We start from the raw sequence: 25,183 nt of genomic DNA, 5'->3' as shown, positions 1-25,183 counted from the left end.
TCGCCTACCAGCGCGCCCACGCCGGGGGCGTCGCCGGAGCCGTCGCCGTCCCCGGCGTGGGCGCGCTGGTAGGCGAGGACGAGGCAGATGCGGTGCCGGCAGGCGCCCGTGGCCGCGCAGGTGCAGGTGGCGGCGTCGAGCCCGGCGCCGGCGGGCAGGGACGCGCGGGTCCCGTCGGGGAACGCGCCCTCGACGCCGCCGTCGGCGGAGGTGGTGATCTCCGGCCCGTTGCCGGCGTCGAGGTCCTTGGCGGCGCGCTTGACGAGGCCCCGGTTGGCGAGGGCGGCGAGCGCGTCCGGTGTGAGCGACAGCAGGTCGGCCCGCGTGGGCGCGGCGGCGGTCATCGGCCGATCCTCTCCGCGACGAACTCGGCGAGCTCCCCGGGCGTCATCGCGCCCATGTGCGCGCCCGCGTTCGCGAGGCGGCGGGCGAGGTCCCGGTCGTAGTCGGGGTTGGCGTCCTCGTCGAGCGCGGCGAGGCCGAGCACGTGGGTGCCCTGCTCGGCGAGCCTGCGCACGTCCCGGACGAGCCGGTTCGCGTCGCCGCCCTCGTAGAAGTCGGAGACGACGGCGACGATCGTGCGGCGCGGGTTCTCCACCAGCCCGGCGCCGTAAGCGACCGCGCGGGCGATGTCGGTGCCGCCGCCGAGCTGCACCTTCATGAGGAGCTCCACGGGGTCGGTGACGTCGTCGGTGAGGTCGACGACGGAGGTGTCGAACGCGATCAGGTGCGTCTGCAGGCCCGGCAGCCCCCACAGGCACGCGGCGGTGACGGCCGAGTGGACGACCGAGCCCAGCATCGAGCCGGACTGGTCGACCAGCAGGATGAGCTGCCACCGTTCGACGTGCCGCCGGGTGCGCGACAGGAACTTCGGCTCCTCGATGTAGAGGCGCCGCTCGTCCGGGCGGTAGTGGGCGAGGTTCGCGCGGATCGTGCGGTGGAAGTCGAAGTTGCGGGAGTGCTTGATGCGGCTGGGCCGCCGCGTCCGGGTGCCGTGGAACGCCTGCCGCACCTCGGTGGCGAGCTTCTCCATCAGCTGCCGCACGACCTGCTCGACGATGCGGCGGGCGAGCGCCAGCACCTCGTCGTTCATGAGGTGCTTGGTGCGCAGGACGGCCTTGAGGAGCGTCTGGTCGGGCTCGATGCGCTCCAGGACGGCCGGGTCGGTGACGACGTCGTGGATCTCGTAGCGTTCGACGGCGTCCCGCTCGATCCGCTCGATCGTCTCCTTCGGGAACAGCCGGTGCACCGCGTCGAGCCAGTCGACGGTGGTGAGCTGCGACGGCCCGCTGCCGCCGGTGCGGTCGTCGGTGCGGTCGGCGTCGCCGCCGCCCGGCCCGCCGCCCGCGCCGCGCCCGCCGCCGCGGCGCACGCCGCGGCGGGCGAGGTCGGGGTCGCGCCCGTACAGCCAGTCGAGGGCGGCGTCGCGGGCGGCGGCCTCGCCGGTCGGGCAGCCGGTGGCGGGGTCGGCAGGCGCGCCCAGGATCAGCCGCCAGCGTTCCAGGTCGGGGGTCGTCATGCCTTCGATCCTTGCTCGGTGCGGCCCTGCTCGGTGCGGCCTTGCTCGGTGCGGCCCTGCTCGGTGGGGCCGTCCTCGGGGGCGTCCGCGAGGCCCGCGGCGGCGAGGGCGCGGCCCACCCGCTCCTCCAGCTCGCGGGCCTCGGCGACCAGCAGCGGGTCGACGGCGGCGGGCCGCAGCAGGGCGCGGGCGGAGCCCCGCACGCCGCGGTGCTCCAGCAGGCCGTGCGCGATCGACTCCCGCTCGCGGGGCGGGAAGAACTCGAACGCCTGCCGCAGCGCGGGCAGCGCGACGAGGAACTCGTGCTCGGTCAGCCCGTCGACGAGTTCGTCCAGCACGCCGAGGAGGCCGCCGCCGGTGTCCAGGACGTCCTGGCGGGCGAGCGCGAACAGCCCGGCGAGCCAGTCGCCGAACGTGCCGGGGGCGGCGGCGCCGCGGACGGCGCGGGCCGCGTCGGCGGCGTCGCCGAGGGCGCGGGCGAGGCCGAACGCGGCGCCGCGCAGGTCCGGCGGGACGTCCGGGGCGGCGGCGAGCCGCCGGGCGACGCCGCGCGCCGCGTCCGCGTCCAGCCCGAGGCCGCCCGCGGACGGCGGCGCGGACGCGTGCAGCAGCGCGTCGCGGAGGGCGGCGGCGGCGCGCAGCCGGCCGAGGTCGGCGGGGGCGGGGCCGCCGCGGATCCCCTCCAGCAGCCACAGCAGCCGGTCCGTGCACTCGGCGATCACGGACCCGAACATGGGGCTCCCGGCGGTGCCGAGCACCCGGTCGTGCCGCCACAGCCCGAGGACGACCTCGAGGGCGGCGCCGAGCGCGGCCACGTCCGACGCGGCGCCGATCCCGGCGGCGAGGGACGCGGCGACGCGGCCGGACTGGTCGGCGCACCCGCACAGCGCCGCGTCGAACAGCACGCCCGCGAGGCCCTCCACGTCGGTGCCGGCGCGGGCGCCGCGCCCGTCCAGGACGGCGGCGGCCGCGTCCGCAAGCGTCGGCCCGTACGCGCCCGCCTCGATCAGCGCGGCCTCCCGCTCGCCGTGCGGGTCGGCGGCGTCGATCCGCCAGCGTTCCTCCAGCACCTGGTCGGCGCCGCTGTCGGGCCCGGACTCGCGCTGGAAACCGGGGATCCGCAGGACGCGCAGCCGGTGCAGGGCGCGGCTGCGCTCCAGCCCGCGCGGCTGCGTGAGCTTGACCGTGAGCGGGCCGGCCTTGTCGAGCCCGAGCCGCTCCAGTTCCGCCGCGACGTGGTGGACGAGCGGCGGCGCGGGCGTGTCGGTGTGCAGCCGGCCGACGCGGTCGCCGCTGAGCGCCGCGACCATCTCCACGACGGCCGGGTGGGCGCCGGGCCCGAGCGGGCCGCGGGACGTCCACGGGAGCCGCTGGTCCAGGTCGTCGGCGACGAGCGCGGCGACCAGGCCGTCCAGCAGGTCGGTGCGGGCGGGCGCGCGGTGGCCGCGCAGCCGGGTGAGCCCGTCGGTCAGGGTGCGGGCGGCGATGAGGTCGGCGGTGGAGACGGCCTGCCGCCGCTTCCGCAGCCGCGCCACGACGGACTCGGTGAGCGCGGCGGCCGCGCCGTGCGGGCCGTCCGCCCAGAGGCGCTCGTAGTACTCGGGGGACGGCATGCCGGACTGGTAGCCGGTGAACGCGTCGAGCCGCCGGAACGAGTACGGGACGAGGAAGCTGCCGCCCTCGGTCCCGTCGGTGGGCGCGGGGACCTCCGGCCAGCCCGCGCCGCCGTCCGGGTCCGGCGCGGCGGCGAGGGCGCGCAGCGCGGGGGTGTGGAACCCGCCGGTCACGACGACGACGGGACGGCCGTCCGCGTCGGCCTCGGCGGCGCGGATCCACCGCGCCATGTACGCCTCGCGGGCCGTGTCGTCGGCGCCGGTGTCGGCCTCGCCGCGCAGCAGGTCGAAGTAGGCGTCGAGGCGTTCGGCGAGCCCGTCCGCATCGGCGATCTCGAACAGGTGGTCCCACAGGACGTCGGTGTTGTCGACGGCGAACTCGCGCAGCAGCCGCCCGGTCACCTCGGCGTACCGCTTCTCGGCGTCGGCGTACCGGTTGTCGCGGTCGGCGAGGGCGGGGTGCCAGGCGGGCAGGTCGATGAACCGGACGGCGGCGCCCGCCGCGCGGCCCGCGTGCAGCGCGATCCACTCGGGCGAGTAGCCGCAGAACGGCGTCCAGGAGCGGCCGACCCGCTCGCCGTCCCGGTGGTAGCTGAAGATCGCGACGGGCGGTTCGTGGCCGAGCAGCAGCTCGTCCAGCCGTCCGGTGAAGTCGACGGGCCCCTCGACGAGGACGTGCGCGGGCCGGAGCCGCTCGATCGTCTCGCGGACGAGGCGGGCGCAGGCGGGGCTGTGGTGCCGGACCCCGATGAACGTGACCGCCATCAGCCGGGCAGCAGGTGCCGGGCGCCGTGCAGGGCCTTCCACTGCTCGCCCTTGCGGCGGGGCGCCTGCTGCTCCAGGTAGCGGCGCAGCCGGGCGAGGTCGTCGGGGTTGTCCTTGGCGGCGGTCCCGGCGAGGCACTCGACGATGTCGGCGGCGCCGCCCGGCTCCCCGCGCAGGAACCAGCCCCGCACTCCGACGGCGTGCGCGACCGACACGGCCTCGGCCGTGCTCATCACCGCCTGCGGGCGGTCCAGCGACCGGCCCTCCTCGGTGACGCCCGCGCGCAGCTCGCGGAACGCGGTGACCAGCACCTCCAGGACGTCCCGGCGCGGCGGGGCCTGCACGCCGCTGCGCTCCAGCAGCCGGCTCGCCTCCGCCTCGACGAGGTCGAGCTCGACGGCGAAGTCGGCGATGGGGAACACCGTCTCGAAGTTGAACCGCCGCTTCAGCGCGGCGCTCATCTCGTTGACGCCGCGGTCGCGGGTGTTGGCGGTGGCGATGACGTTGAAGCCGTCGCGGGCGAACACCATCGACTCCGGGCCGGCCAGCTCGGGGATCGCCATGACGCGGTCCGACAGCGGGGACAGCAGGGAGTCCTGCACTTCGAGGGGGCAGCGGGTGATCTCCTCGAACCGCACCACCCGGCCCTCCGACATCCCGGTGAGCAGCGGCGCGGGCACCAGCGACCGGGTGGAGGGCCCCTCCGACACGAGCAGCGCGTAGTTCCACGAGTACTTGATCTGGTCCTCGGTGGTGGCGGCGCCGCCCTGGATCGTCAGCGTGGAGGTGCCGCTGACCGCGGCCGCGATCAGTTCCGACAGCAGCGACTTCGCGGTGCCGGGCTCGCCGACCAGCATCAGCCCGCGGCTGGTCGCGAGCGTCACCAGCGCCCGGTCGATCAGCGCGGTGTCGCCGACGAACTTGCGGGTGACGCCGAGCCCGTCGTCGCCGACGATGAACCGGCGCGCGGCCGTCAGGCTCAGCGCCCATCCCGGGGGCTTCGGGCCCGTGTCGTCCTGGGCGAGCTTCTCCAGCTCGGCGGCGTACCGGACTTCGGCGGGCGGCCGCTGCAGCTCGTGGGTGTCCTGAGTCATGTCCTTCTTCCGGGGGGGGTTCATCGGGCGGCCGACCGGGCCGTGGCGACCAGTGTGGCAAGCGCGTCGGACACTTCGGCGCGGTGCCGATCATGCTGGCACCGTCCGGGCGGATAGGGGAAATCGGGCGGGGCCGGCGGGCCGGTCAGACCCCGGACGCGGTCAGGCCGGCCAGGGCCTCCGACAGGACGACCGGGTCCAGTGCGCCGAACGTCCGCGCGCCGCCGCGGAGCCGGACCGTCCCGAGGACGTGCTCGGCGCCGCGGTCGTCGACCTCGACCTCGATGCGGTGGCCGCCCGCGACGGTCCGCTCGATCGCGCGGTACCGGTCGGTGGACCAGCCGCGCCGGTGCAGCGCGGCCGCCTCGGCGGCGGGGATCCGGACGCCCCGGAGCCGGTCCAGGTCGCCGCGCCGCCGCTCCGCCTCGGTCAGGACGACGACGGCCCGGTCGAGCTGCGGGAACGGCTGCAGGATCTCGTAGTCGGCGAACACCCGCGACCACGCGGCGACGGCCTCGGCGCCCAGGTGCAGCGGGTGCGGCAGCCCGATCCGCGCCGGTTCGGGAACCGTGCAGGCGTCGTCGTCGACGTCGGCGAACGTGCCGTCCTCGGCGACCCGGAACGCCGTCACCGCGCCGCCGTCGTGCGCCGTCCAGACGAGGCGGCGCGCGAGGTGCCGGACGAGCGGGTGCCCGGCGACGAGGTCGCGGAACTCGGCGGGCTCCCACCGGCGGCCCGCCACCATCGCCCGCTGCAGGCGGCGGCGCTGGTCGGACGCGACGGCGCGGACGTCGCGCTTCAGCGCCGCGAACGCCGCGTGGGCGGCGGGGGCGCGGACGGGGTCGTCCTTGGCGCCCGGCTTCGGCAGGGCCTTGCGCGCCCGGCCGGACTCGTCCGCGACGTAGGGGCGGAGCTGCTCGTCGAACCCGACGGTGAACCGGCGCGGCCCGTAGTCGAGCACCATGCTCCCGTCGGCGGCCAGGCCGAAGTCCGGGACGAGCCGGTCCGCGTACCGCTCGGGCGTGAGCCCGCGCTCGGCGGCGGCCCGGTCGAACCGGGTCCGCGCCTCCCGCCACAGGCCGGACGACTTCGCCCGCAGCGCGATGTCGTAGAGCGCGCCCATCGCCGCGTCGGTGCCGATCGCGACGAGCACGTCCAGGCCGCGCGCCGCGCGCGGGACGCCGACGCCGTCCCCCCACGCGCGGACGAGCGGGGCGAGCCGCCGGACGGTCCCGGCGTCGCCGGTCGCGGCGAGCTGGGTCAGCGCCCACCCGTCCCGCGCCCGGCCGCCCGCCTCCAGCCACCGGTCGAAGACCGCGCGGCCGAACGCGGCGAGGGACTCGGGGTCGCACGCGGCCCGGACCTCGCCGGTCAGGTCCGCGGCGGCGGACGCGGGCAGCGTCAGCAGCTCGAGGAGCGTCCGGGCCGCGGCGGCGGGGAGGGCGCGGTCGCCGCCGCGCACGAGCACCTGCGGGAGCCCCGCCGGGTCGGCCCAGTCGGGGACCGCCGCGACCACCGCGAGCCCGGTCTGCGCCGGGTGCGCGGCCAGCAGCGTCCGCAGCGCCTCCCTCGCCTCCGGCGGGGCGGCCGCGACGGTGCTCTCCGCGCCGCACCGCGCGGCGATGCGGCGCAGCCCGGTCTCGGCGGCGCGGCGCGGCCGGATCTTCGCGCCGAGCGCCGCCGGGACGAGGAACGGCACCGCGGCGGGGCCGTGCCGGTCGAGCCACGCCAGGCCCGCCGCGTCGACGGGGGCGCGGCGGACCGCCCAGCCGCACGCGCGCGCCGCCGTCTCGGCGTCCAGGAACGGCAGCAGCACGTCTCCGTACCGGGCGGGCTCGTCGTCGGCGAGGGCCGCCGCGGCGCGGAACACGGCGCGGCCGTGCCGGGCGACGAGGACGCGCGCGAGCGCGCCGCCGTCGGCGCCGCGGTAGCCGGTCCAGTCGGCGAGCAGCGGCCGGACCAGGTCGTCCGGCCCGTACAGGAGGAGCTCGGCCTCCTCCCGCGAGAAGGGCCCCCGGCGGCAGGACTCGGCGCGCTCGGCCCAGTCCGGGTCGTCCGGAACCGGGATCCCGGGCGTTTCGGTGGCCAGCCACTCCTCCCGGTCGCCGTCGCGCCACACCGTCTCCCGGTCCGGGGGCGGCTCCAGCCCCGCCGCGACCGGCCTGACCGGGCGGTTCCAGAGGGGGTCGGCGAGGACGGCCGGGACGGCGCCGGGCGGCGCGTCCGGCACCCGGACGTGCGCGGCGGCGGCGGCCGCCGCGGCCGCGCGCGCGGCCTCCGGCAGGTCCGGGAGCATCGCGTCGACCGTCGCGCGGTTCGCCCGGACGTGGTCGTCCAGCAGGTCGCGGGTCTCCTTCCCCGCCGCCGCCAGCAGCCGCAGCGCCCGCACCGGGAACCGCCGCATCGCCGCGCGGAGCGCGGGCCGCGCGTCCGCGTCGTCCCGCCGGTCCAGCAGCGTCCGGAACGCCGCGTCGGCGGGGAGCGCGGCCGTCGCCTCGAACAGGAGGCGGCGGTCGCTGCGGGACAGGCTCGCGTCCGCGGCGTGGTCGGCGAGCCACGGGAGGGCGTCCGCGCCGAGCCCGTCGAGCACGGAGGCGAGCAGGCCCCGGTGGACGTCGTCGCGCCCGAGTCGGACGAGCGGGCTCGCGAGGTCCTCGGGGCCGCCGAGCGAGTACAGCGGGAACCATCGGAGGCCGTGCCTCTCGGCGGAGGTCTCGACCTCCGCGAGCGCGGCGGCCACCCAGTCCCGCCTGGTCGGGACGAGGTACGCCGTCAGCGCGCGGGCCGCCGCCGTGCCCCGGTGCTCCTCCAGGCGGCGCACGGCGTCCGCGTACTGGCCGTCGCCCGCCGCGGCCAGCAGCATCCGGGCGCGGCGGTGGATCGAGCCGCCGATGCGGGGGAAGGCGTCGTCGGCGAGGCGGACGGCGCCGATCCGGCCGCCGGGCGCTTCCCGGTCGGCCCACGTGCGGCCCAGTTCCACCATCGCGCAGACGGCGAACGGGAGCCCGTGCTCGGCGGCCCACGCCTCGAAGAACGCCCGGTGCGCGCGGTCCAGCCCGGCCCGGCCGCCGTGCACGGACGCGACCGCGGCGACCGCCGCCGCCCCCGCCGGGTCCGGCGTCCCGTCCAGGTGCCGCCGCGCCGCCGCCGCGAGCCCGGGGTCCCCGTGCCCGCCCTCCACGAGGGACGCGACGGCGTCGGCGTGCTCGCGCAGCAGCGCGCGCGACCGGCGCGGCGCCGTCCGCGCCGGTGCCGCGACCGGCAGCGGGACGCCGCCGCGCCGCGGATGCAGGTCGCCGAGCCAGGCGTCCGGGAGGGTCAGGCCGTTCTCGTCCGCCGTCACACCGCGTTCCCGCCGTCCATGAGGGCGGTGAGTTCGAGGAGGGCGTCCGACACGGTGGCCGGGTCGAGGTCGCCGAACCGGAGCGGGCCGGGCGGCGTCTCCCACGGCGACGCCGGGTTCGGGCCGAGGCGCACGCTCCGGACGCCCAGCGGGTCCGGCCTGCCGGAGTAGAGGTCGGCGGTCAGGGCGACGATGAGGCACGGCCCGCCTCCCAGCGGGCGGACGATGCACGGATCGCCGGGCTCCCGCCGGGACTCGAACGGGAACCACGTCGGCCCCATCAGGCGGACCGTCTCCCGGCGCGACAGCGGCGCGCCCGCCAGGCGCGGAAGCTCGTCGCCGTCGCGTTCGGCTTCGGTGAGCGCGAAGACGGGCAGGGCGAGCTGCGGGAACGGCTGCAGGATCTCGTAGTCGGCGAACACCTGCGACCAGGCATCGCGGGTCTCGCCGAGCAGCACCGGGTGCGGCACGCGGATCCGCGCCTCCTCGGGCAGGACGAACGCGCCGTCGTCGGCCCCCGCGAGCGATCCGTCCTCGGCGATGCGGAACGACGTCCCGCCGCGGCGGCCCGGCGGGACGTCCCCGTCCTCGTCCGTCCCGGCCAGCCAGACCACGCGGCGGGCGAGGTGCCGCGTGACCGGATGCTCGAAGGCGTAGAAGCGGAACTCGGCGGGCGTCCGCGGGGTCCGCGTCCGCATCGCTTCCTCCAGCCGGCGGATCTCGGCGGACGCGGCGCCGCGGACGTCCTTCTTCAGGGCGGCGAACCTCTGCTGCGCGACAGCCGCGAGGCCCGCGTCGTCCTTCCTGCCGGGCTTGGGCAGCGACTTGCGGCGCGCGCCGGTCTCGTCCGCGGCGAACGGGGCGAGCAGCTCGTCGACCCCGGCGACGAACCGGCGCGGCCCGTAGTCGAGGACCGCCCGGCCGTCACCGCCGAGGCCCAGGTCCGGGGCGAGCCGGTCGGCGAGCCCGATCGCGGAGAGGCCGCGCGCGGCGGCGGCGTCCGCGAACACCTTTTTCGCGGCCCGGCGCAGCTTCTCCGACCGGTTCCGCGCGCAGAGGCCGTGGACGGCCGTCAGGGCGGCGTCCGAGCCGATGGCCGCGAGCACCTCCAGGCCGGTCACGGCCCGCGCGAGCTCCCCCTCCCCCGGCCATGCCCGGATGAGGGGTTCCAGCACGGGGACGGCCGTGTCGTCGCCGGTGCGGGCGAGCTGCGTCAGCGCCCAGCCGCCGTCCGGCGGAGCGCCGGCCGCCCGCCACTTGCCGAACAGGGCGAGGCCGATCTCGGCGAGCGACGCCGGATCGCACACCTCGCCGAGGACGGCCGCGTCGTCGGCCGCGCCGTCCCCTCCCGCACCGTCCCCTCCCGTGCCGGGGGCCAGCGCCAGCAGCTCGACGGCCGCCCGCATCGCCGCGGGCGGCAGGACGCGGTCCCGGCCGCGCAGCAGGAGCGGCGGCAGCAGCGCCGGGTCGGGCCATCCGGTGAGCTTCGGCCGCTCGATCAGCCCCGTCCGCACCGGGTGCGCCGACAGCAGCTCCGTCAGCGCGTCCGCCGCCGGCGGGACGGCCGCGGCCACGGCCGCGACGCCGTGCCGGCCGGCGATGCGGCGGAGCGCGCACTCGGCGTTCGAGCGCGGCCGCGCCTTGCGGCCCAGCGCCGCCGGGGCGAGGAGCGGCACCGCGGCGAGGCCGTGCCGGTCGAGCCACTCCCGGGCGTCCGCGGCGGCGTGGAGGCGCCGCCGCAGCCATCCGCCCATCAGCAGCGCGACCTCGGCGTCCAGGTACGGCAGCAGCATCCGGCCGTAATGGGCCGATTGCGCCTCGGCCAGCCGCCGGGCGACGGGGTAGGCGTCCATCCCGAACCGGGCCACGACGGCCCGCAGGGGCACACTGTCCCAGACGTCCGAAGTGGACCGTTCCGCCAGGAGCGGCCGGACCACCTCCTCCGGGCCGTAGAGGACGAGCTGCAGGCTCTCACGGAAGCCCGGTTCGCCGAACCCGCGCGCGAGCGCCGCCCAGTCCGCGCCGGGCGGCTCCTCGTGCCACGCGCGCCCCTGGGCGAGCCACTCCTCGCGTTCCCCGTCCCGCCACACGATCTCGCGGGACGCGGGGGTTTCCAGGCCGTCGACCACCGGCTTCACCGGACGGTCCCACGGAAGCCCGCCGAGGAACCCGGGCAGCTCCTCGGCCGCCGCCTCCCGCGCCCCCTCGACCCGTGCCGGGAGGGACCCCGCCACGGCGGCGCGGGCCTCGTCCGGCAGGTCCGGCAGGACGCTTTCGGCGAGGTCGGCATGGCCCGCCGCGTGGTGCCGCAGCAGCTCTGCGGCCGACCCCGCGGGCGCCTCCGCGGCGGCCGCCGCCAGCAGCCGCAGCGCCCGCACGGGGAACCGCCCCATCGCGTCGAGCAGCGCCGACCGCGTCTGCTGCCGGGTGTAGGGCGTGCCGTCGATGCGGTCCAGCAGCGCCTCGAACGCCCCGTCGGCGGGGACGAGCGCGATCGCCTCCAGCGCCAGCTTGTGCTCCTTGGCCTCCCACCTCTCGTCGTGCAGTCCGAGGAGCAGCGCCACGCCGTCCGCGCCGAGGCCGTCGACGATCGCGGCGAGCACGCCCCGGGAGAGCCGCCCGCCGTACCGGGTCCCCGCGAGCCTCTCCGCCTGGGCGGCGGTGCCGAGCGAGCAGAGGACGAACGCGTGCTCGTCGAAGGCGAGCGTTCGCTGGACGAGCGCGTTCTCCGCCACCGCGACGTCGACGCTCTCGTCCACCCAGTCCTGCCGGGTGGGCACCAGGTACGACACCAGGCGCAGGGTCTCGGGGACGCGGTGGCCCGCCAGGCGCCGCACGGCGTCGTCGTAGTCGGGTCGGGGCGCCGCCGCCAGCAGGCGGCGGACGTGCCGGGCCGCCTCGAGCCCGACCGCGCCGCGCGGCGTGTCCGCGGCGCGGCGCGGCACGGAGCCGGTCCCGTCCGGCGCCGGGTCCGCCCGCAGCCTGCTGGCCTCCACCAGCGCGCACGCCGCGAAGCCGATGCCGTGCTCGGCGCGCCACCGGTCGGCGAACGCGCGGTGCGCCGCGCCGACCGCGCGGTCGTCCTCGCATCCGGTGGTCTGCGCCAGGGCCGCCGCCGCGACGACGGCCGCCCCGACCGGGTCGGGCTCGCCCGCCGTGTACCGCCGGGCGGCGTCGCGGAGCTCCCCGTCCACGCCCTCGCCGGACGCGATGCGGTCGAGCGCCTCCGCCGCCGCGGCGAGGAGGCGGGCCGCCTCGGCGGCGCGGCTCCCCTTCGGAGGCGGGACGGGCGTCCCGCCCCGCCGCGGATGCAGGCTCCGCAGCCAGGCGGGCGGGAGCGCCAGGACGTTCTCCTCCGGGGGGTGAGAGGGCCGGTGGGTCACCGAAAATCTCCGTTCGAAGCGGTGCGCGCAGGGTGCCGGGGGGCTCGGAAGCGGCGGTCAGGGGCGGGCGGGCAGGAGGACGGACAGGGTCTCGGAGATCTCGACCGGGCTCAGCGCGCCGAACGGCAGCGGGGCACCGCCGTCGGTGGCTGCCCGGACGCCGCGGACGACGAGGTGGAAGCGGTCGGGGACGGTCCGCGCGGAGGCGAGGTCCACGACGACGCGGCGGGCGCCCCCGAGCCGCCGCACGAGGCGCACCTCGTACGCGTCGCCGCCGGCTTCCTGCGTCCAGCTGTCGCGGTGCAGGATGCTCCACAGGTCGTCCACGGGCAGCCGCGTCCCGTCGAACCGGACGAGCCGGTCGCCGTCCGGCTCGTCCCCGGCGAGCCGGACGACCGGGTGCCCGAGCTGCTCGAACGGCTGCACGAGCTCGTAGTCGGCGAGGACTCCGGCCCACGCCCCGACGTCCTTCTCGTCCAGGCGCGCCGGGTGCGCGACCTGGATCCGGGCGGTGCCGGACGGGACGAACGGGTCGTCGTGGACGTCGGCGAACGTGCCGTCCTCGGCGACCCGGAACGCCGTCGCGGCCCCGGCGTCCGGGGCACCGGCGTCCGGGGCACCGTCGAGGGCGAGCCACACGAGGCGGCGCGCGATGAGGCCCACGAGAGGGTGCCGCACGAAGTGGTCCCGGAACTCCTCGTGCGTCCAGCTCCGCTCGTAGCGCATCGCCTTGAGGAGGCGGCGCCGCCGCTCCGCCACCACCGCCCGCACGTCCTTCTTCAGGGCGGCGAACTCCCGGTACGCGGCGACGGCCGGGTCCGCGGGGTCGGCCGCCGCGGGCTTGGGCAGGGACGCGCGGACCTCGCCGTCCTCGTCGGTGACGAACGGCCGGAACTCCTCGTCGAAGCCGACGCGGAACCGGCGCGTCCCGTAATCGAGGGTCATCGAGGCGTCCGCGTCCAGGCCGAAGTCGGGGACGAGCCGGTCCATGAGGTGGTCGAGGTCGAGCCCGCGGGCGGCGGCGGCCTCCTCCAGCCGGGACTCCGCCGCGTACCGCAGCGCTTCGGACTTCGTGGTCCGGGCGATGCGGTCGAGGGCGGACAGCGCCATGTCGGACCCCAGCGCGGCGAGGACGTCCACGCCCTTCTCCGCCTTCGCGGAGCCGCGCTCGCCCGGCCAGCGCTCGATCAGCGGGACGAGCCGGCGGACGGTTCCGCCGTCGCCCGTGCGGCCGAGCTGGAGCAGCGCCCAGGACTCCTTCGCCGGCGCCCCGGCGGCCTGCCACCGGTCGAACAGGGCCAGGCCGAACGCCGCGAGCGACGCGGGGTCGCAGTCGTCCCGCATCGCGCCGACCTCGTACGGGTCGGGCAGCGCCAGCAGTTCGACGAGCGCGCGCGTGGCGTCCGCCGACAGCGCGGTCGCGCCGTCGCGCAGCAGCACCGGGGGCAGGCCCGCGACGTCCGCCCAGTCCGGCGGTTTCGGGCGCCGGGCGAGGCCGGTCCGCACCGGATGCGCGGACAGGACCTCCCGCAGCGGGTCCGCTGCCTCGGGGAACGCGTCCGCCGCCGCGGCGGCGACCGCGTCGACACCGTGCCGGGCGGCGAGGTGCCGCAGGGCCGTCTCGGCGGCCCGCCGGGGCTTGGCGGCCTTGCCGAGCGCGGCCGGGACGAGGTACGGCACCGCCGTCAGCCCGTGCCGGTCGAACCACGCCTCCGTCTGGCGGGCGCCGCCCGGCCGCGCGAGGCGGTCCCCCATCCAGAGCGCGACCTCCTCCCCGGTGTACGGGAGCAGGACCTCGCGGCCGAGCGCCCCCCGGCCGGCGAACGCCAGCGCCGGCGCCAGCGCGTCGAGCTCGTACCGGGCGATGATGACCGTCATGTCCTCTTCGAGATAGGAGAGCTCGTCGTCCAACGTCCAGCCCGGCAGGAGGGGGCGGACGAGCTCCTCCGGCCCGTACAGGAACAGCGAGACGACCTTGGACAGCTCGCCCCGGCGGCGCTTCTCCGCGAGCTCCTCGAAGCTCTCCTTCGGGCGCTGGAACGTGCCGCTGTCGGAGGCCAGCCATTCCGCGCGCTCGCCGTCCCGCCAGGCCATGGCGCGGACGGCGGGCGGTTCCAGCCCCGGCACGACGGGCTTGACCGGGCGGTCCCCCGGCAGGTCCCGGAGGAACCCGGGCGTCGCCGCGGGCGCCGCGTCCGCGTCCGGGACGGCCGGCGCCGCGACCGCCTCCACCTCCGCCCGCTCCCCGGCCGGCAGTCCGGGGAGCGCCGCCGCGACCGCGGCGGGGTGCGCCCGGACGTGCCCGGCGAGCAGCTCGCGGGCATGCCGGGTCCCGGCCCCGGCGAGCAGCCGCAGCGCCCGCACCGGGAACCGCTCCATCGCCTGCCCGAGCGCCTGCACCGCCGTGCGGTCGCGGCCGGACCGGGACCGGTCGAGCAGCGCCCGGAACGCGGCGTCGGACGGCAGCACCGCGATCGTCTCGCACACCGCCGTCCGCTCCGCGGCGGTCAGCGACCGCGCGCCGCCGTCGAGCCGGTGCAGCAGGTACGGGAGGAGGTCGGCGCCGCAGGCGTCGGCCAGCGTGACGAGGACCTCCCGCGTCGTGTCGCTCTGGGAGGCGCCGGGCGCCGGGTCGCCGAGCTGGGCGGCGTCGGTGAGGGCGCAGAGCCGCAGCACCCGGTCGCCGTCATCGGCCCAGCCCGGCTCCGCGAGGCACTCGGCCAGCCAGTCCGCACGGGTGGGCAGCAGGTAGGACACCGGCCAGCGCAGCCCCGGCGACACCCGGTACCGCTCCAGCGCCCGTTCGGCCTCCGCGTACTCCTCGTCGCCCGCGGCGGCCAGCAGGGCGCGGACGCGGCGCAGCGCGCCGCGGTGCGCCCGGTCGCGGTCGGCGCTGTAGAAGGACACCGACCGCTTGCCGCTCTCCGGCCCGTCGAAATGCCTGGGCGTGCGCGTCACCTCGACGGCGGCACAAGCCGCGAACACGACGCCGTGCTCGGCGGCCCAGTGGTCGGCGAACACGCGGTTCGGGTCGTCCGGCAGTTCGTACCTGTCGAGCACGTACTGGACGAGGGCCGCGACCGTCGCGGCCCCGACGGGGTCGGGCGTCCCCGCCAGGTGCCGGTGCACGGCGGCGGTGCGGGGGTCGTCCGCGCGCAGTTTCGCGAACGCGGACTTCGCCTTCGCCTTCACCATGAGCTCCGGCGCGGTCTTGCCGCCGGTCCGCCGGATCGCCGGGCCGGGCGCGCCGCCGCGCCGCGGGTGCAGGTGCCGCCGCCACGCGGCGGGCAGGATCAGGACGTCTTCGTCGGGGAGCATGTTCTTCCAGTTCAGAGGGATGGAAACAGGACGGTGAGGGCTTCGGAGACGGTGGCGGCGTCCAGGTCGCCGAACGGGACGGGGTCGCCGCCGAGGGGCCCGTCCTTCGGCGCGGGCCGCGTCGACGCCCGGACGTACTCGACGGTCATCACCGGGTCGGCGTCGCGGGGGTGCGGCCACGGCCCGGTGCCGAGCCCGACGACGACGCACCGCCCGCCGCCCGCGTCCCACCACGCCCACCGCTCGTCGCCGGGCTCCGTGTACAGGCGGCCGGCCCGCCACGGGGAGGAGTTCCGCGCGGCGCGGAAGTCCGCGGCGTGGAGCGCGCGGCCCGCGTACCGGTCCAGCCGGTCGCCCGCGCGCTCCGCGCGGGAGAGGCGGACGGCGGGCCGGTCGAGCTGCGGGAACGGCTGCAGCACCTCGTAGTCGGCGAACGTTTCGCACCACGCCGGGAGGTCGTCCCCCAGGTGCGCGGGGTGCGCGACGCGGACGCGGGCGGACTCCGCCGGGACGAACGGGTCGTCGCGGACGTCCGCGAACGTGCCGTCCTCGGCGATCCGGAACGCCGTCGCCGCGCCGCCGTCCTCCGCGAGCCACACCAGGCGGCGCACGACGCGCCCGACGACCGGATGCCCGGCGAGGTGCTCGCGGAACTCGTCCGGCGCCCACCGCCGGCCGCGCAGCATCGCCTTCTCCAGGGCGCGGCGCCGGTCGGCCAGGACGCGCCGCACCTCCCGCTTCAGCTCGCCGAACGTCCGGTACGCGGCGGGCGCGAGGTGCGGGTCGTCCTTCGCGGCGGGCTTCGGCAGCGTCGCCCGCGGGGTCCCGCTCTCGTCGAAGACGCGCGGCTGGAGCCGCTCGTCGAACCGGACGCGGAAGCGGCGCGGCCCGTAGTCGAGGGTCGTCGCGGCGTCCGCGTCCAGCCCGAGGCGGGGGACGAGCCGGTCTTCGAGCCGGTCGGAGGTGAGGCCGCGGGCCTCGGCGGCACCCCGGAACCTCTCCCGCGCCCGCCAGGGCAGGTCGGGCAGCGGGCTCTCCTCGGCGATCTCGCGGAGCGCGGCCAGCGCCGCGTCGGTGCCGATGGCGCCGAGCACGTCCAGTCCCTCGACGGCCTTGGCGTGCCCGCCCTCGCCGGGCCAGGCGGCGATGACCGGGACGAGCCGGGCGACGGTCGCGTCGCCGCCGGTGCGGCCGAGCTGCGCGAGCGCCCAGCCGTGCTTCGCGGGCTCCCCGGCGGCCCGCCACTTCACGAACAGGGCCCAGCCGAACTCCATGAGGGCGTCGGGGTCGAGGCTCGCGCGCATGTCGCCGGTCGCGTACGCGGCGGGCGACGCCAGCAGCCCGACGAGCGACCGGGTCGCGTCCGCGGGCAGCACCGCGTCCCGTCCGCGCAGCGGCACCGCCGGCAGGGCGGCCGGGTCCGCCCACGCGGGGGGCTTCGGCCGCGGCGCGAGGCTCGTCCGCAGCGGGTGGGCGGACAGGACGGCCCGCAGTTCGTCCGCCGCCTCGGGGAACGCGCCCGCGACGGCGCCGGCGCCGTGCGCGTCGGCGAGGGCGCGCAGCGCCGCCTCGGCCCCGCGCCGCTCCCCGGCCTTGCGGCCGAGCGCGGCCGGGGCCAGGTACGGCACCGCGCCGAGGCCGTGCAGGTCCAGCCATTCCCGCGCCCACACGCTCTCGGCCCGCTCCCACCGCTCCCCCATCCAGCGGGCCACGGCCGCGTCGAGGTAGGGCACGAGGAGCCGCCCGTCGAGGCCGGGGCGCGCGGTGGCCTGCGTCCAGGCGAACGGGAAGGCGTCGAGGCCGTGCCGGGCGACGAGCGTCAGCGGCCACGGGCCGCCGTCGACGGCGTCCTCCGGCCGGTTCCAGTCCGCGAGCAGCGGGCGGACCACGGCGTCGGGCGCCCGCATGAGGAACCGCACCTTCAGGTGGCGCGGCATGCGGCGGCGGTAGCGGTCGAGGAGTTCGTCCCAGTCGGGGTCCTCCAGTTCCCGGTACTGGAGGCCCTCGGAGCGGACGTCGGCGTCCCAGCCGCGGTCGGGCGAGGCGAACCGGCGGCCGGCGGGCGGCTTCAGCCCCGGCACGACCGGTTTCACGGGCCGGTCCCACGGGAGCTCGGCGAGGAACGGGGGCGTCTCCTCCGGGACCGCCGCGGCCGGGACCGCCGCGAGCGGCCCGACCGCCGCGCGGATCCCGTCCGGCAGGTCCGGCAGCGCCCCCGCGACCGCGTCCGGACGCGTGCGGACGTGGTCGGCGAGCAGGTCGCGGGCACCGTCCGCACCCGACGCCGCGAGCAGCCGCAGCGCCCGCACCGGGAACCGCTCCATCGCGATGGACAGCGCGGCCTTCGCGTGCCGGTCGGGGCGCCTCCCGCCCGCGGCGCCGGCGGGCAGCGCGGCGTCCAGCAGCGCGCGGAACGCGGCGTCGGACGGCAGCACCGCGACCGTCTCCCACGCGGCCGCGCGCTCCCTGCCGTCGAGGCCCCGGTGGTCGAGCAGCCGCAGGAGGAACGGCAGGAGGTCGGCGCCGACCCCGTCCGCGAGGGTGGCCAGCACCTCCCGGGACGCGTGCCGCCAGAGCGGCCCGTCGGCGGGATCGCCGAGCCGGGCGGCGTCGCCGATCGCGCACAGCATCAGCGGCCGGTGCGGGGGGCCGAGGTCGGCGCCGGCCGCCAGGCACGCGTCCGTCCAGTCGCGGCGCGTCGGCACCAGGTACGCCGCGAGCCACGCCGGCACGGGCTCCGCCGCGGGCGCCGCCGCGAACGGGGCGAGCCGCCGCTCGGCCTCCGCGTACTCCGCGTCGCCCGCCGCGGCGAGCGCGGTCCGCACCCGCCGGAGGGCGTCGTGCGTGTTCGTCTCCAGCCTGGCGCGGGGTTCCGCGCCCAGCCAGCATCCCCGCCACGGGCCTCCGCCGGCGCGCCGCACGGCCGTGCGGGCCAGTTCCACGACCGCGCGGGCCGCGAACGCGGGCCCGTGCTCGGCCGCCCAGTACCCGGCGAACGCCCGGTGGATCTCCCGCCTGCCGCGTTCCCGGCCCCGCGTCGCCAACGCGGTGACGGCCGCGACGACCGCCGCGCCCGCCGGGTCGGGCGTCCCGGCCAGGTGGCGGCGCGCCGCGCCGGCGCGGGCCGGGTCGCCGTGCCGGCCCGCGAGCAGCGCGCCGAGCGCGCCGGACGCCTCCGCGAGGAGGGCCGGCACGTCCCGCGCCCCGTCCGCCCGGACCGCCGGGCCGGGGGCGCCGCCGCGCCGCGGGTGCAGGTGGCGCCGCCAGGCGGCGGGGAGCGTCAGGACGTCTTCGTCGTGCGGCATGCGGGATCCAGGAACTCGGGCGGGCGCGGTCAGGCGGACGTGCAAGCGAGGGCGGTCAGCGCGGTCAGCGCCTCCGACGTCCGCACGGGGTCGAGGTCGCGGAACCGGACGGGGGTGTCGGCGTGCGCCCCGTCCTGGACGGACGCGGCGGACGCCCGGACGCACCGGACGCTCAGCGTCGCGGCGTCGGGTCCGGGCTCGAACTCGACGACGACGTGCAGCCCGCCGCCGACCGGCCGCGAGACGCCCTTCTCGATCGTCTCCGCCGAGTTCCACGTCCAGCCGTCCGCGGGCAGGTCGTGGACGTCGCGGCGGAGCAGCCGCATCCCCTCGAAGCGGCCGAGGACGGACGCGTCCCGCTCCCGCCCGGTGAGCCGCAGGCAGGGCCGGCCGAGCTGCGCGAACGGCTGCAGGACCTCGTAGTCGGCGAAAATCTCCGTCCACGTCTCCGTCTCCGCGCCGAGCAGCTCGGGGTGCGCGACGCGGATCCGCGCCGTCCCGGACGGCTCGAACGCCTCGTCGGCCGCGTCGGCGAACGTGCCGTCCTCCGCGACGCGGAACGCCGTCGCCCCGCCGTCCCCGTGCCCGCCGTCCCCGTGCCCGCCGTCCTCTTCGGCGATCCACACCAGGCGGCGCGCGATCCGCCGCACGACCGGGTGCGCGACCGCGTAGCCGCGGAACTCCCCGGGCGTCCAGCGGCGGCCGTCCAGCATCGCCCGCTCCAGCCGCTCGACCTGGAGCAGCGCGACCGCCTCGACCTCCTTGCGCAGGTCGGCGAACCGGGCGTGGGCGGCGGGCGCGAGGACCGGGTCGTCCTTCGCGGTGGGCCGCGGGAGGGTCGCGCGGCGGGCACCGTCGCCGTCGGCGACGACCGGGGCGAGCCGCTCGTCGAACCCGACGGTGAAGCGGCGCGGCCCGTAGTCGAGGGTCGTCGCGGCGTCCGCGTCCAGCCCGAGACGGGGGACGGACCGGTCGGCGAGCGTCTCGACGGCCAGGCCCCGCGCCGCCGCGGTCTCCGCGAGCACCTCGGCCGCCGCGTCGCGGACCTTGCGCGCGCGGCCCTTCACCGACATCTCGTACAGGGCGGTGACCGCGGTGTCGGAGCCGATCCCGGCGAGCGTCCGCAGCGCGCACGTCACGTCCCGCACGTCCCGCTTCGTCCAGCCGCGCAGCGCCCGCAGCACCGCCCGGACGGCGGCGTCGTCCCCGGTGCGGGCGAGCTGCTCCAGCGCCCAGCGCCCGTCGGACGGCATCCCGCCCACCCGCCAGCGCTCGAACAGGGCGAGGCCGAACTCCGCCAGCGAACCGGGGTCGCACACCTCCTCGACGGCGCCGGCGCCGCCGTCGTCGGGCAGCGCGAGCAGTTCGACGAGCGTCCGGACGGCTTCGGCCGGCAGCACCCGGTCCCCGCCGCGCAGCAGCACGGGCGGGAGGGCGGCGAGGTTCGCCCAGCCGTCGAGCTTGGGCCGGCGGGCGAGGCCGGTCTGCGCGGGATGCGCGGTCAGCAGGGTCCGCAGCTCCTCCGCCGCCGCGGGGACGGCGGCCGCGACGGCGTCCGTGCCGTGCCGGGCCGCGATGCGGCGCAGCGCCGCCTCGGCGGCGCGGCGCGCCCCCGTCCGGGTGCCGAGGGCGTCGGGCGCCAGGTAGGGCGCGGCTGCGGGGCCGTGCCGGTCGCACCAGTCGCGCGCCGCCTCCCCGGCCGGGCCGCCGCGCAGCAGCCGTCCGGCCATCTGCGCGGCGACCTCGGCGTCGCGGAACGGCACGAGCAGCCCGACGTGGTCCGCCACCGAGTAGCCGACCAGCGCGAGCGCCGCCCGGTACGCCCGCTCCCCCAGCCGGGCCACGATGCCGCGCGCCACGGCCGGATCGCACCAGCGGGGGTTCCGTTCGAGGTCCGCCAGCAGCGGCCCCGTGAACTCCTCCGGGGCGTGCAGCAGCACCTGCCACTGCACGTCGCCGCGGCGGTAGGAGCGCACGATGCGCTCCCAGTCCGGGGCGTCCGGGGGCGGGACCCGGCGGGCGGCCTCGGCGAACCACGCCGCGCGCTCGCCGTCGTCCCAGGCGGTCCCGCGGGTCGCGGGCGGCGCCGCCCCCCGCACGACCGGTTTGACCGGGCGGTCCCACGGCGGTGCGGGCAGGACGTCCGGCGGCGCCTCCGGCAGGGCGGGGCCGCCGCCCGCGGCGAGCGGCTCGACGACCGCGCGGACGTCGCCGGGCAGGTCCGGCAGCACCGCCGCGACCAGCTCGGGGTTCGCCGCGACGTGGTCGCGCAGCAGCAGCCGGACGTCGGCGCCGCCCGAGGCCGCCGCCAGCCGGAGCGCCCGCACCGGGAAGCGCGCCGCCGCGGCGCCCAGCGCCCGCCGCGCGTCCCGCCGGACCTGCCTGCGGACGCCCTTGCGGACGAGCAGGCCGAGCAGCGCGCCGAACGCCTCGTCCGACGGCAGCACCGCCACGGTGTCGAGGAGGAACCCGCGGTCGCGGGCGGTGAGGCCGCCCAGTTCGAGGCGGTCGAGGAGGATGCCGAGGAGGTCCGGGCCCACGCCGTCCGCGAGCGTCACCAGCTCGTCGCGGGCGTGGACGTGCCCGTAGGGGACGAGGGAGGACCGGCCGAGGGGCGCCGGGTCGGCGACCGACAGGCGGGCCAGCCTCCGCAGCCAGGGGGTGGCGGCGCTCTCCTCGACGCACTCGGCCACCCAGTCCCGCCGGGTCGGCGCGAGGTACGCGGCGACGCCGGCCGCCGCCGGGGTCGTCCGGCGGTCCGCCAGGAGCCGGACCGCGTCGTCGTGGTCGGCGGCGGGCGCCGTCGCGAGGAGCCGCCGGACGTGCCGCAGCGGACCGGTCGCGCCCTCCTCCGGCCACACCCCGGTGTGCCGCTCGACCGCGAAGCCGGACGCGTCCCGGGTCACGGTCAGGCGGGTCAGCTCCACCGCGGCGCAGGCGGCGAACCCGAGCCCGTGGCCGGCGTGCCAGCGGTCCGCGAACGCCCGGTGCGCGGCGTGCGCCCCGGCGAGGTCCTGCCCCGCCGTCGCCGCGGCCGCGACCGCCGCGACGGCCGCCGCGCCGAGCGCGTCCGGCTCCCCGGCCAGGTGCCGCCGCGCGGCGTCCCGGACGTCCGGGGCGGACCGCGCGTTCCGCGGGAGGCCCTCGACGTGCGGGGCGGCCGCGGCGAGGAGGTCCGGGACGTCGGCCGCGTACCCGCCGCGCGGTCGCGGGACGGGCGTGCCGCCGCGCCGCGGGTGCAGGAGCCGCAGCCACGCGGACGGCAGGGTGAGGACGTCCTCGTCGGGAAGCGCGTCGGGCAGCGCGCCGGGGCGCTTGTCGGGGCGGCCGCTCATGCCGTCCGCTCGGCGGTCGTGACCAGGTCGGTGAGGGCCTCGGACGCGCCGACGGGGTCGAGGGCGCCGAACGGGACGGGCGTCCCGTTTTCCCCGGGCTCGGTCGCGGCCCGCACGACCCGGATGCCGAAGCACTCGCCGTCCCCGGCGTCCGCACCGAACTCGGCGACGACCCAGCCGCCGTCCGCGGTGCGGCGCGCCACCGCCTCGATGTCGTTCCGCGGTCCGATCCGGGTCCAGCCGCGGGACAGCAACTCGTACACGATGTCCTTTCGCACGTCACGGCCGGCGAACCGCTCCAGGCGGGAACCGGCCAGCTCCTCCTCGGTGAGCGACCACACCGGGTGGTCGAGCTGCGGGAACGGCTGCAGCAGCTCGTAGTCGGCGAGGATGCCCGCCCACGTCCCGGCCGCGGCGCCGAGCCGCGCCGGGTGCGCGACGGTGATCCGCGCGGCACCGGACGGCGTGAAGACGTCGTCGCCGGCGTCGGCGAACGTCCCGTCCTCGGCGATCCGGAACGCGGTCGCGCCGCCGTCCTCGTCCGCGAGCCACACCAGGCGGCGGGCGATCTGCCGGACGAGCGGGCCCCGGACGGCGTAGTCGCGGAACTGCTCGGGCGTCCAGGTCCGCCCCGTCCGCATCGCGTCCTCCAGCCGCGCGATCTGCAGGGCCGCGGCGTCGGCGACCTTCTTGCGCAGCTCGCCGAACGCCGCGTGCGCGGCGGGCGCGACCCGCGGGTCGTCCCGCTTGCCGGGCTTCGGGAGGGACTTGCGGAGCACGCCGTCCTCGTCGGTCACCACCGGCCGGAGCCGGGCGTCGAACCGCACGGTGAAGCGGCGCCGCCCGTAGTCGACCGTCACCGCCCCGTCGCCGTCCAGGCCGAGGTCGGGGACGAGCCGGTCGCCGAGCACCCCCGGCGGCACGCCGCGCGCGTCGGCCGCCCGGGCGAACGCCCGCTCCGCCGCCTTCCGCAGGGTGCGGCCCGGCCAGCGGACGGCCAGGTCGTGCAGCACCGTCAGCGCCGTGTCGGTGCCGATGCCGACGAGGACGTCCAGGCCGACTTTGGCGCTGTGCATACGGTCCTTGCCCGGCCACGAGCGGATGTGGGGCGCCAGCACCGGGACGGCCGAGTCGTCGGCGAGGCGGTCGAGCCGCGCCAGCGCCCAGCCGTGCTCGGCGGGCATCCTGTCCGACCGCCAGCCCTCGAAGAGGGCGAGCCCGAACTCCGCCAGCGACGCCGGGTCGCACACCCGCGCGACGGCGTCCAGGTCGCCGAGTTCGGGCATCGCCAGCAGTTCCACGAACGTCTCGGTCGTCTCGGGCCGGAGCGCCTGCTCCCGTCCGCGCAGCAGCACGCGCGGCAGCAGCGCCGGGTCCGCCCAGGTCGGGACCTTGGGGCGGCGCAGCAGCCCGGTCGCGGCCGGGTGCGCGGTCAGGACGGTCCGCAGCGCGTCCGCCGCCGCGGGGACGGCGTCCGCCACCGCGTCGACGCCGTGCTTCTCGGCGACGCGCCGCAGCACCGCCTCGGCGGCGCGCCGCCGGGCGGCGGGCCGGGCGAGCGCCGCCGGGGCGGCGAACGGCACCGCGGCGAGGCCGTGCCGGTCGCACCAGTCGCGGGCGGCGTCCGCGCCCCGGGTGCCGCGGGCCAGCCAGGCGCCCATCACGGCCGTGACCTCGGCGTCCAGGAACGGCACGAGCAGGGCGGCGTGCCGCTGCTGCGCCTCCTTCGCCATGCGGTGCGCGAACGGCAGCGCGTCCTGCTCGTACCGGGCGACGAGCGACCTGCCCCACTCCCCGTCGAGCCAGGCGGGCGGGTCGTCCCACGCGGCGAGGAGCGGCCGGACGCCCTCCTCCGGCCCGTACACCGCGATCCGTGCCTGGAGCTGGGGCTGGGCCTTTCCGAAGGCGGCTTCGAGGTCGTCCCAGTCGATGTCTTCCGGCACGGGCATCTCGTCCAGTCCGGCGAGGGCCCATTTATCGCGTTCCCCGTCCGCCCAGACGACCGTCCGCGTCGCGGGCGCCTCGAGCCCTTGCACGATCGGCTTCACCTGCGCGTCCCACGGCAGCCCCGGCAGCGGCGCGGGCAGGGTCGCCGGGTCGGCCTCCGGCGTCGCGTCGCGCGGCCCCAGCACCGCGCGGGCCCCCTCCGGCAGGTGCTCGGCGAGGTCCGGACGGGCGGTGAGGTGGATTCTCAGCAGGTTCAGCGCATAGGCGGTGTCCGTCGCCGCCAGCAGCCGCGCCGCCCGCACCGGGAACCGCTCCATCATCGACATCAGCGCGGGCCGCACCCGGGGCCGGCCGGAGCGCTCCAGCAGCGCGGCGAACGCGTCGTCCGCCGGGAGCAGCGCGACGGCCTCCAGCAGGACGTCCGTCACGTGCTCGGGCAGGCCGTTGTCGAGCGTGGCGAGCAGGAGGGGCAGGACGTCCGTGCCGCAGGCGTCCAGCAGCGTCGCGAGCAGCGGCCGCGACACGTCGGGGAAGAACAGCGGGGACGGCGGATCGCCGAACAGTTCGGCCCGGTCGATCGAGAAGAGCTTCAGCTCGCGGTCGCCCCCGCCGGACGGGTCGGCCGCGCTCTCCTCCAGCCAGTCCGCCTCCGTCGGCACCAGGTAGGACACGACGCGCCGCCGCGGCGCGGTCGTCCGGTGCCCGGCCAGGCGCCGGACGGCGTCCGCGTACCGGTCGTCGGGGGCCGCCGCCAGCAGCCGGCGGACGTACCGGAGCGTCTCCGGCCAGACGAACCCGAGGGAGGGCGTCTCGGTCGAGACCGGCAGCCGCCGCCCGCTCCGCTCCGCGATCCGCACGCGGCTCAGCTCCACCGCGGCGCAGGCCGCGAACCCGAGTCCGTGCCCGGCGCGCCAGTGGTCGACGAACGCCCTGGCCCGCCCCTCGGGCCCGCCGTCCTCCCCGGCCATCGCGACCGCCGCCACGACCGCCGCGCCCACGGCGTCGGGCTCCCCGCCTAGGTGCCGCCGGGCCGCGTCGCGCAGCCCCGCCTCGACCTCCTCGTCGGACGGCAGCGCGGCCAGGGCGTCCGCCGCGGCCTCGAGGAGGACCGGGACCTCCTTCGCCCGGCCGCCCCGCGCCGGCGGCAGCGCCCTGCCGCCCCGCCTCGGGTGCAGCTGCCGCAGCCAGGCGGGGGGCAGGACCAGGACGTCCTCACCGGAACGTTCGTCGGGGAGTTCGGTGTCGCTCACGGAGCATCACCGTAGAGAAACACCCCGACAAAAGAGATCAATTCGGCGGTTCAGACCGCTGCGGCGGCCAAAATTTCCAGGTCCGCGAGGATTTCAGACGCTACGACGGGGTCCAGGTCACCGAATCGCAGAACGCCGTCGTCCGCGCCGATCGTGACGTCGCAGAGCGTCTGGTCGTCCCCCTCGGCCATGTGCCCGATGCCGAAGCCCGGGCGGCGGCGGTCCCGGGCCGGTTTCTCGGATTGGCCGCTGTTCGGGCTTCGGCATCGGGCACATGGCCGAGGGGGACGACCAGACGCTCTGCGACGTCA

General features: G+C 78.2%; 11 protein-coding genes. All 11 read right to left on the bottom strand.

Features of this window, described 5'->3' with window-relative positions:
• Positions 1-344 (bottom strand): hypothetical protein (locus tag DMH08_RS27325; RefSeq protein ID WP_199748037.1); only part of this gene is annotated, 344 nt, incomplete at its 3' end.
• Positions 341-1,519, bottom strand: coding sequence for a VWA domain-containing protein (locus DMH08_RS27320; protein ID WP_125618624.1), 1,179 nt, complete (start codon positions 1,517-1,519; stop codon positions 341-343). The genes DMH08_RS27320 and DMH08_RS27325, both read right to left, overlap by 4 nt.
• Positions 1,516-3,897: a DUF5682 family protein gene (locus tag DMH08_RS27315; protein WP_199748036.1), complete on the bottom strand. Its 2,382-nt coding sequence runs from the start codon at positions 3,895-3,897 to the stop codon at positions 1,516-1,518. Before DMH08_RS27315 ends, DMH08_RS27320 begins: the two co-directional genes overlap by 4 nt.
• On the bottom strand, positions 3,897-4,991 hold the full coding sequence (locus DMH08_RS27310) for an ATP-binding protein (protein ID WP_026404755.1): 1,095 nt from the start codon (positions 4,989-4,991) through the stop codon (positions 3,897-3,899). Before DMH08_RS27310 ends, DMH08_RS27315 begins: the two co-directional genes overlap by 1 nt.
• A gap of 145 nt (positions 4,992-5,136) precedes the next feature.
• On the bottom strand, positions 5,137-8,334 hold the full coding sequence (locus DMH08_RS27305) for a DUF4132 domain-containing protein (protein WP_125618622.1): 3,198 nt from the start codon (positions 8,332-8,334) through the stop codon (positions 5,137-5,139).
• Complete coding sequence (locus DMH08_RS27300) at positions 8,331-11,717, bottom strand: DUF4132 domain-containing protein (RefSeq protein ID WP_125618620.1); 3,387 nt, start codon at positions 11,715-11,717, stop codon at positions 8,331-8,333. Before DMH08_RS27300 ends, DMH08_RS27305 begins: the two co-directional genes overlap by 4 nt.
• Before the next feature lie 57 nt (positions 11,718-11,774).
• Complete coding sequence (locus DMH08_RS27295) at positions 11,775-15,035, bottom strand: DUF4132 domain-containing protein (protein WP_125618618.1); 3,261 nt, start codon at positions 15,033-15,035, stop codon at positions 11,775-11,777.
• An 11-nt stretch (positions 15,036-15,046) separates the two neighbouring features.
• Positions 15,047-18,340, bottom strand: coding sequence for a DUF4132 domain-containing protein (locus DMH08_RS27290; RefSeq protein ID WP_125618616.1), 3,294 nt, complete (start codon positions 18,338-18,340; stop codon positions 15,047-15,049).
• A gap of 29 nt (positions 18,341-18,369) precedes the next feature.
• Positions 18,370-21,675 carry a DUF4132 domain-containing protein gene (locus DMH08_RS27285; RefSeq protein WP_125618614.1) on the bottom strand — a complete coding sequence of 1,102 codons (3,306 nt, stop codon included), beginning with the start codon at positions 21,673-21,675 and terminating at the stop codon, positions 18,370-18,372.
• Positions 21,672-24,872, bottom strand: a complete 3,201-nt coding sequence (locus DMH08_RS27280; RefSeq protein WP_125618612.1) for a DUF4132 domain-containing protein — start codon at positions 24,870-24,872, stop codon at positions 21,672-21,674. The genes DMH08_RS27285 and DMH08_RS27280 overlap by 4 nt, the downstream gene beginning before the upstream one ends.
• A gap of 50 nt (positions 24,873-24,922) precedes the next feature.
• On the bottom strand, positions 24,923-25,063 hold the full coding sequence (locus DMH08_RS40385; protein WP_157433162.1) for a hypothetical protein: 141 nt from the start codon (positions 25,061-25,063) through the stop codon (positions 24,923-24,925).
• Between the last annotated feature and the right edge of the window lie 120 nt (positions 25,064-25,183).

Origin of the sequence: Actinomadura sp. WAC 06369 (assembly GCF_003947565.1) — a bacterium.
Taxonomy (GTDB): domain Bacteria; phylum Actinomycetota; class Actinomycetes; order Streptosporangiales; family Streptosporangiaceae; genus Spirillospora; species Spirillospora rifamycini.
The sequence above is the reverse complement of the archived record's forward strand: the minus strand, read 5'-3'. Positions and strand labels throughout refer to the sequence as shown.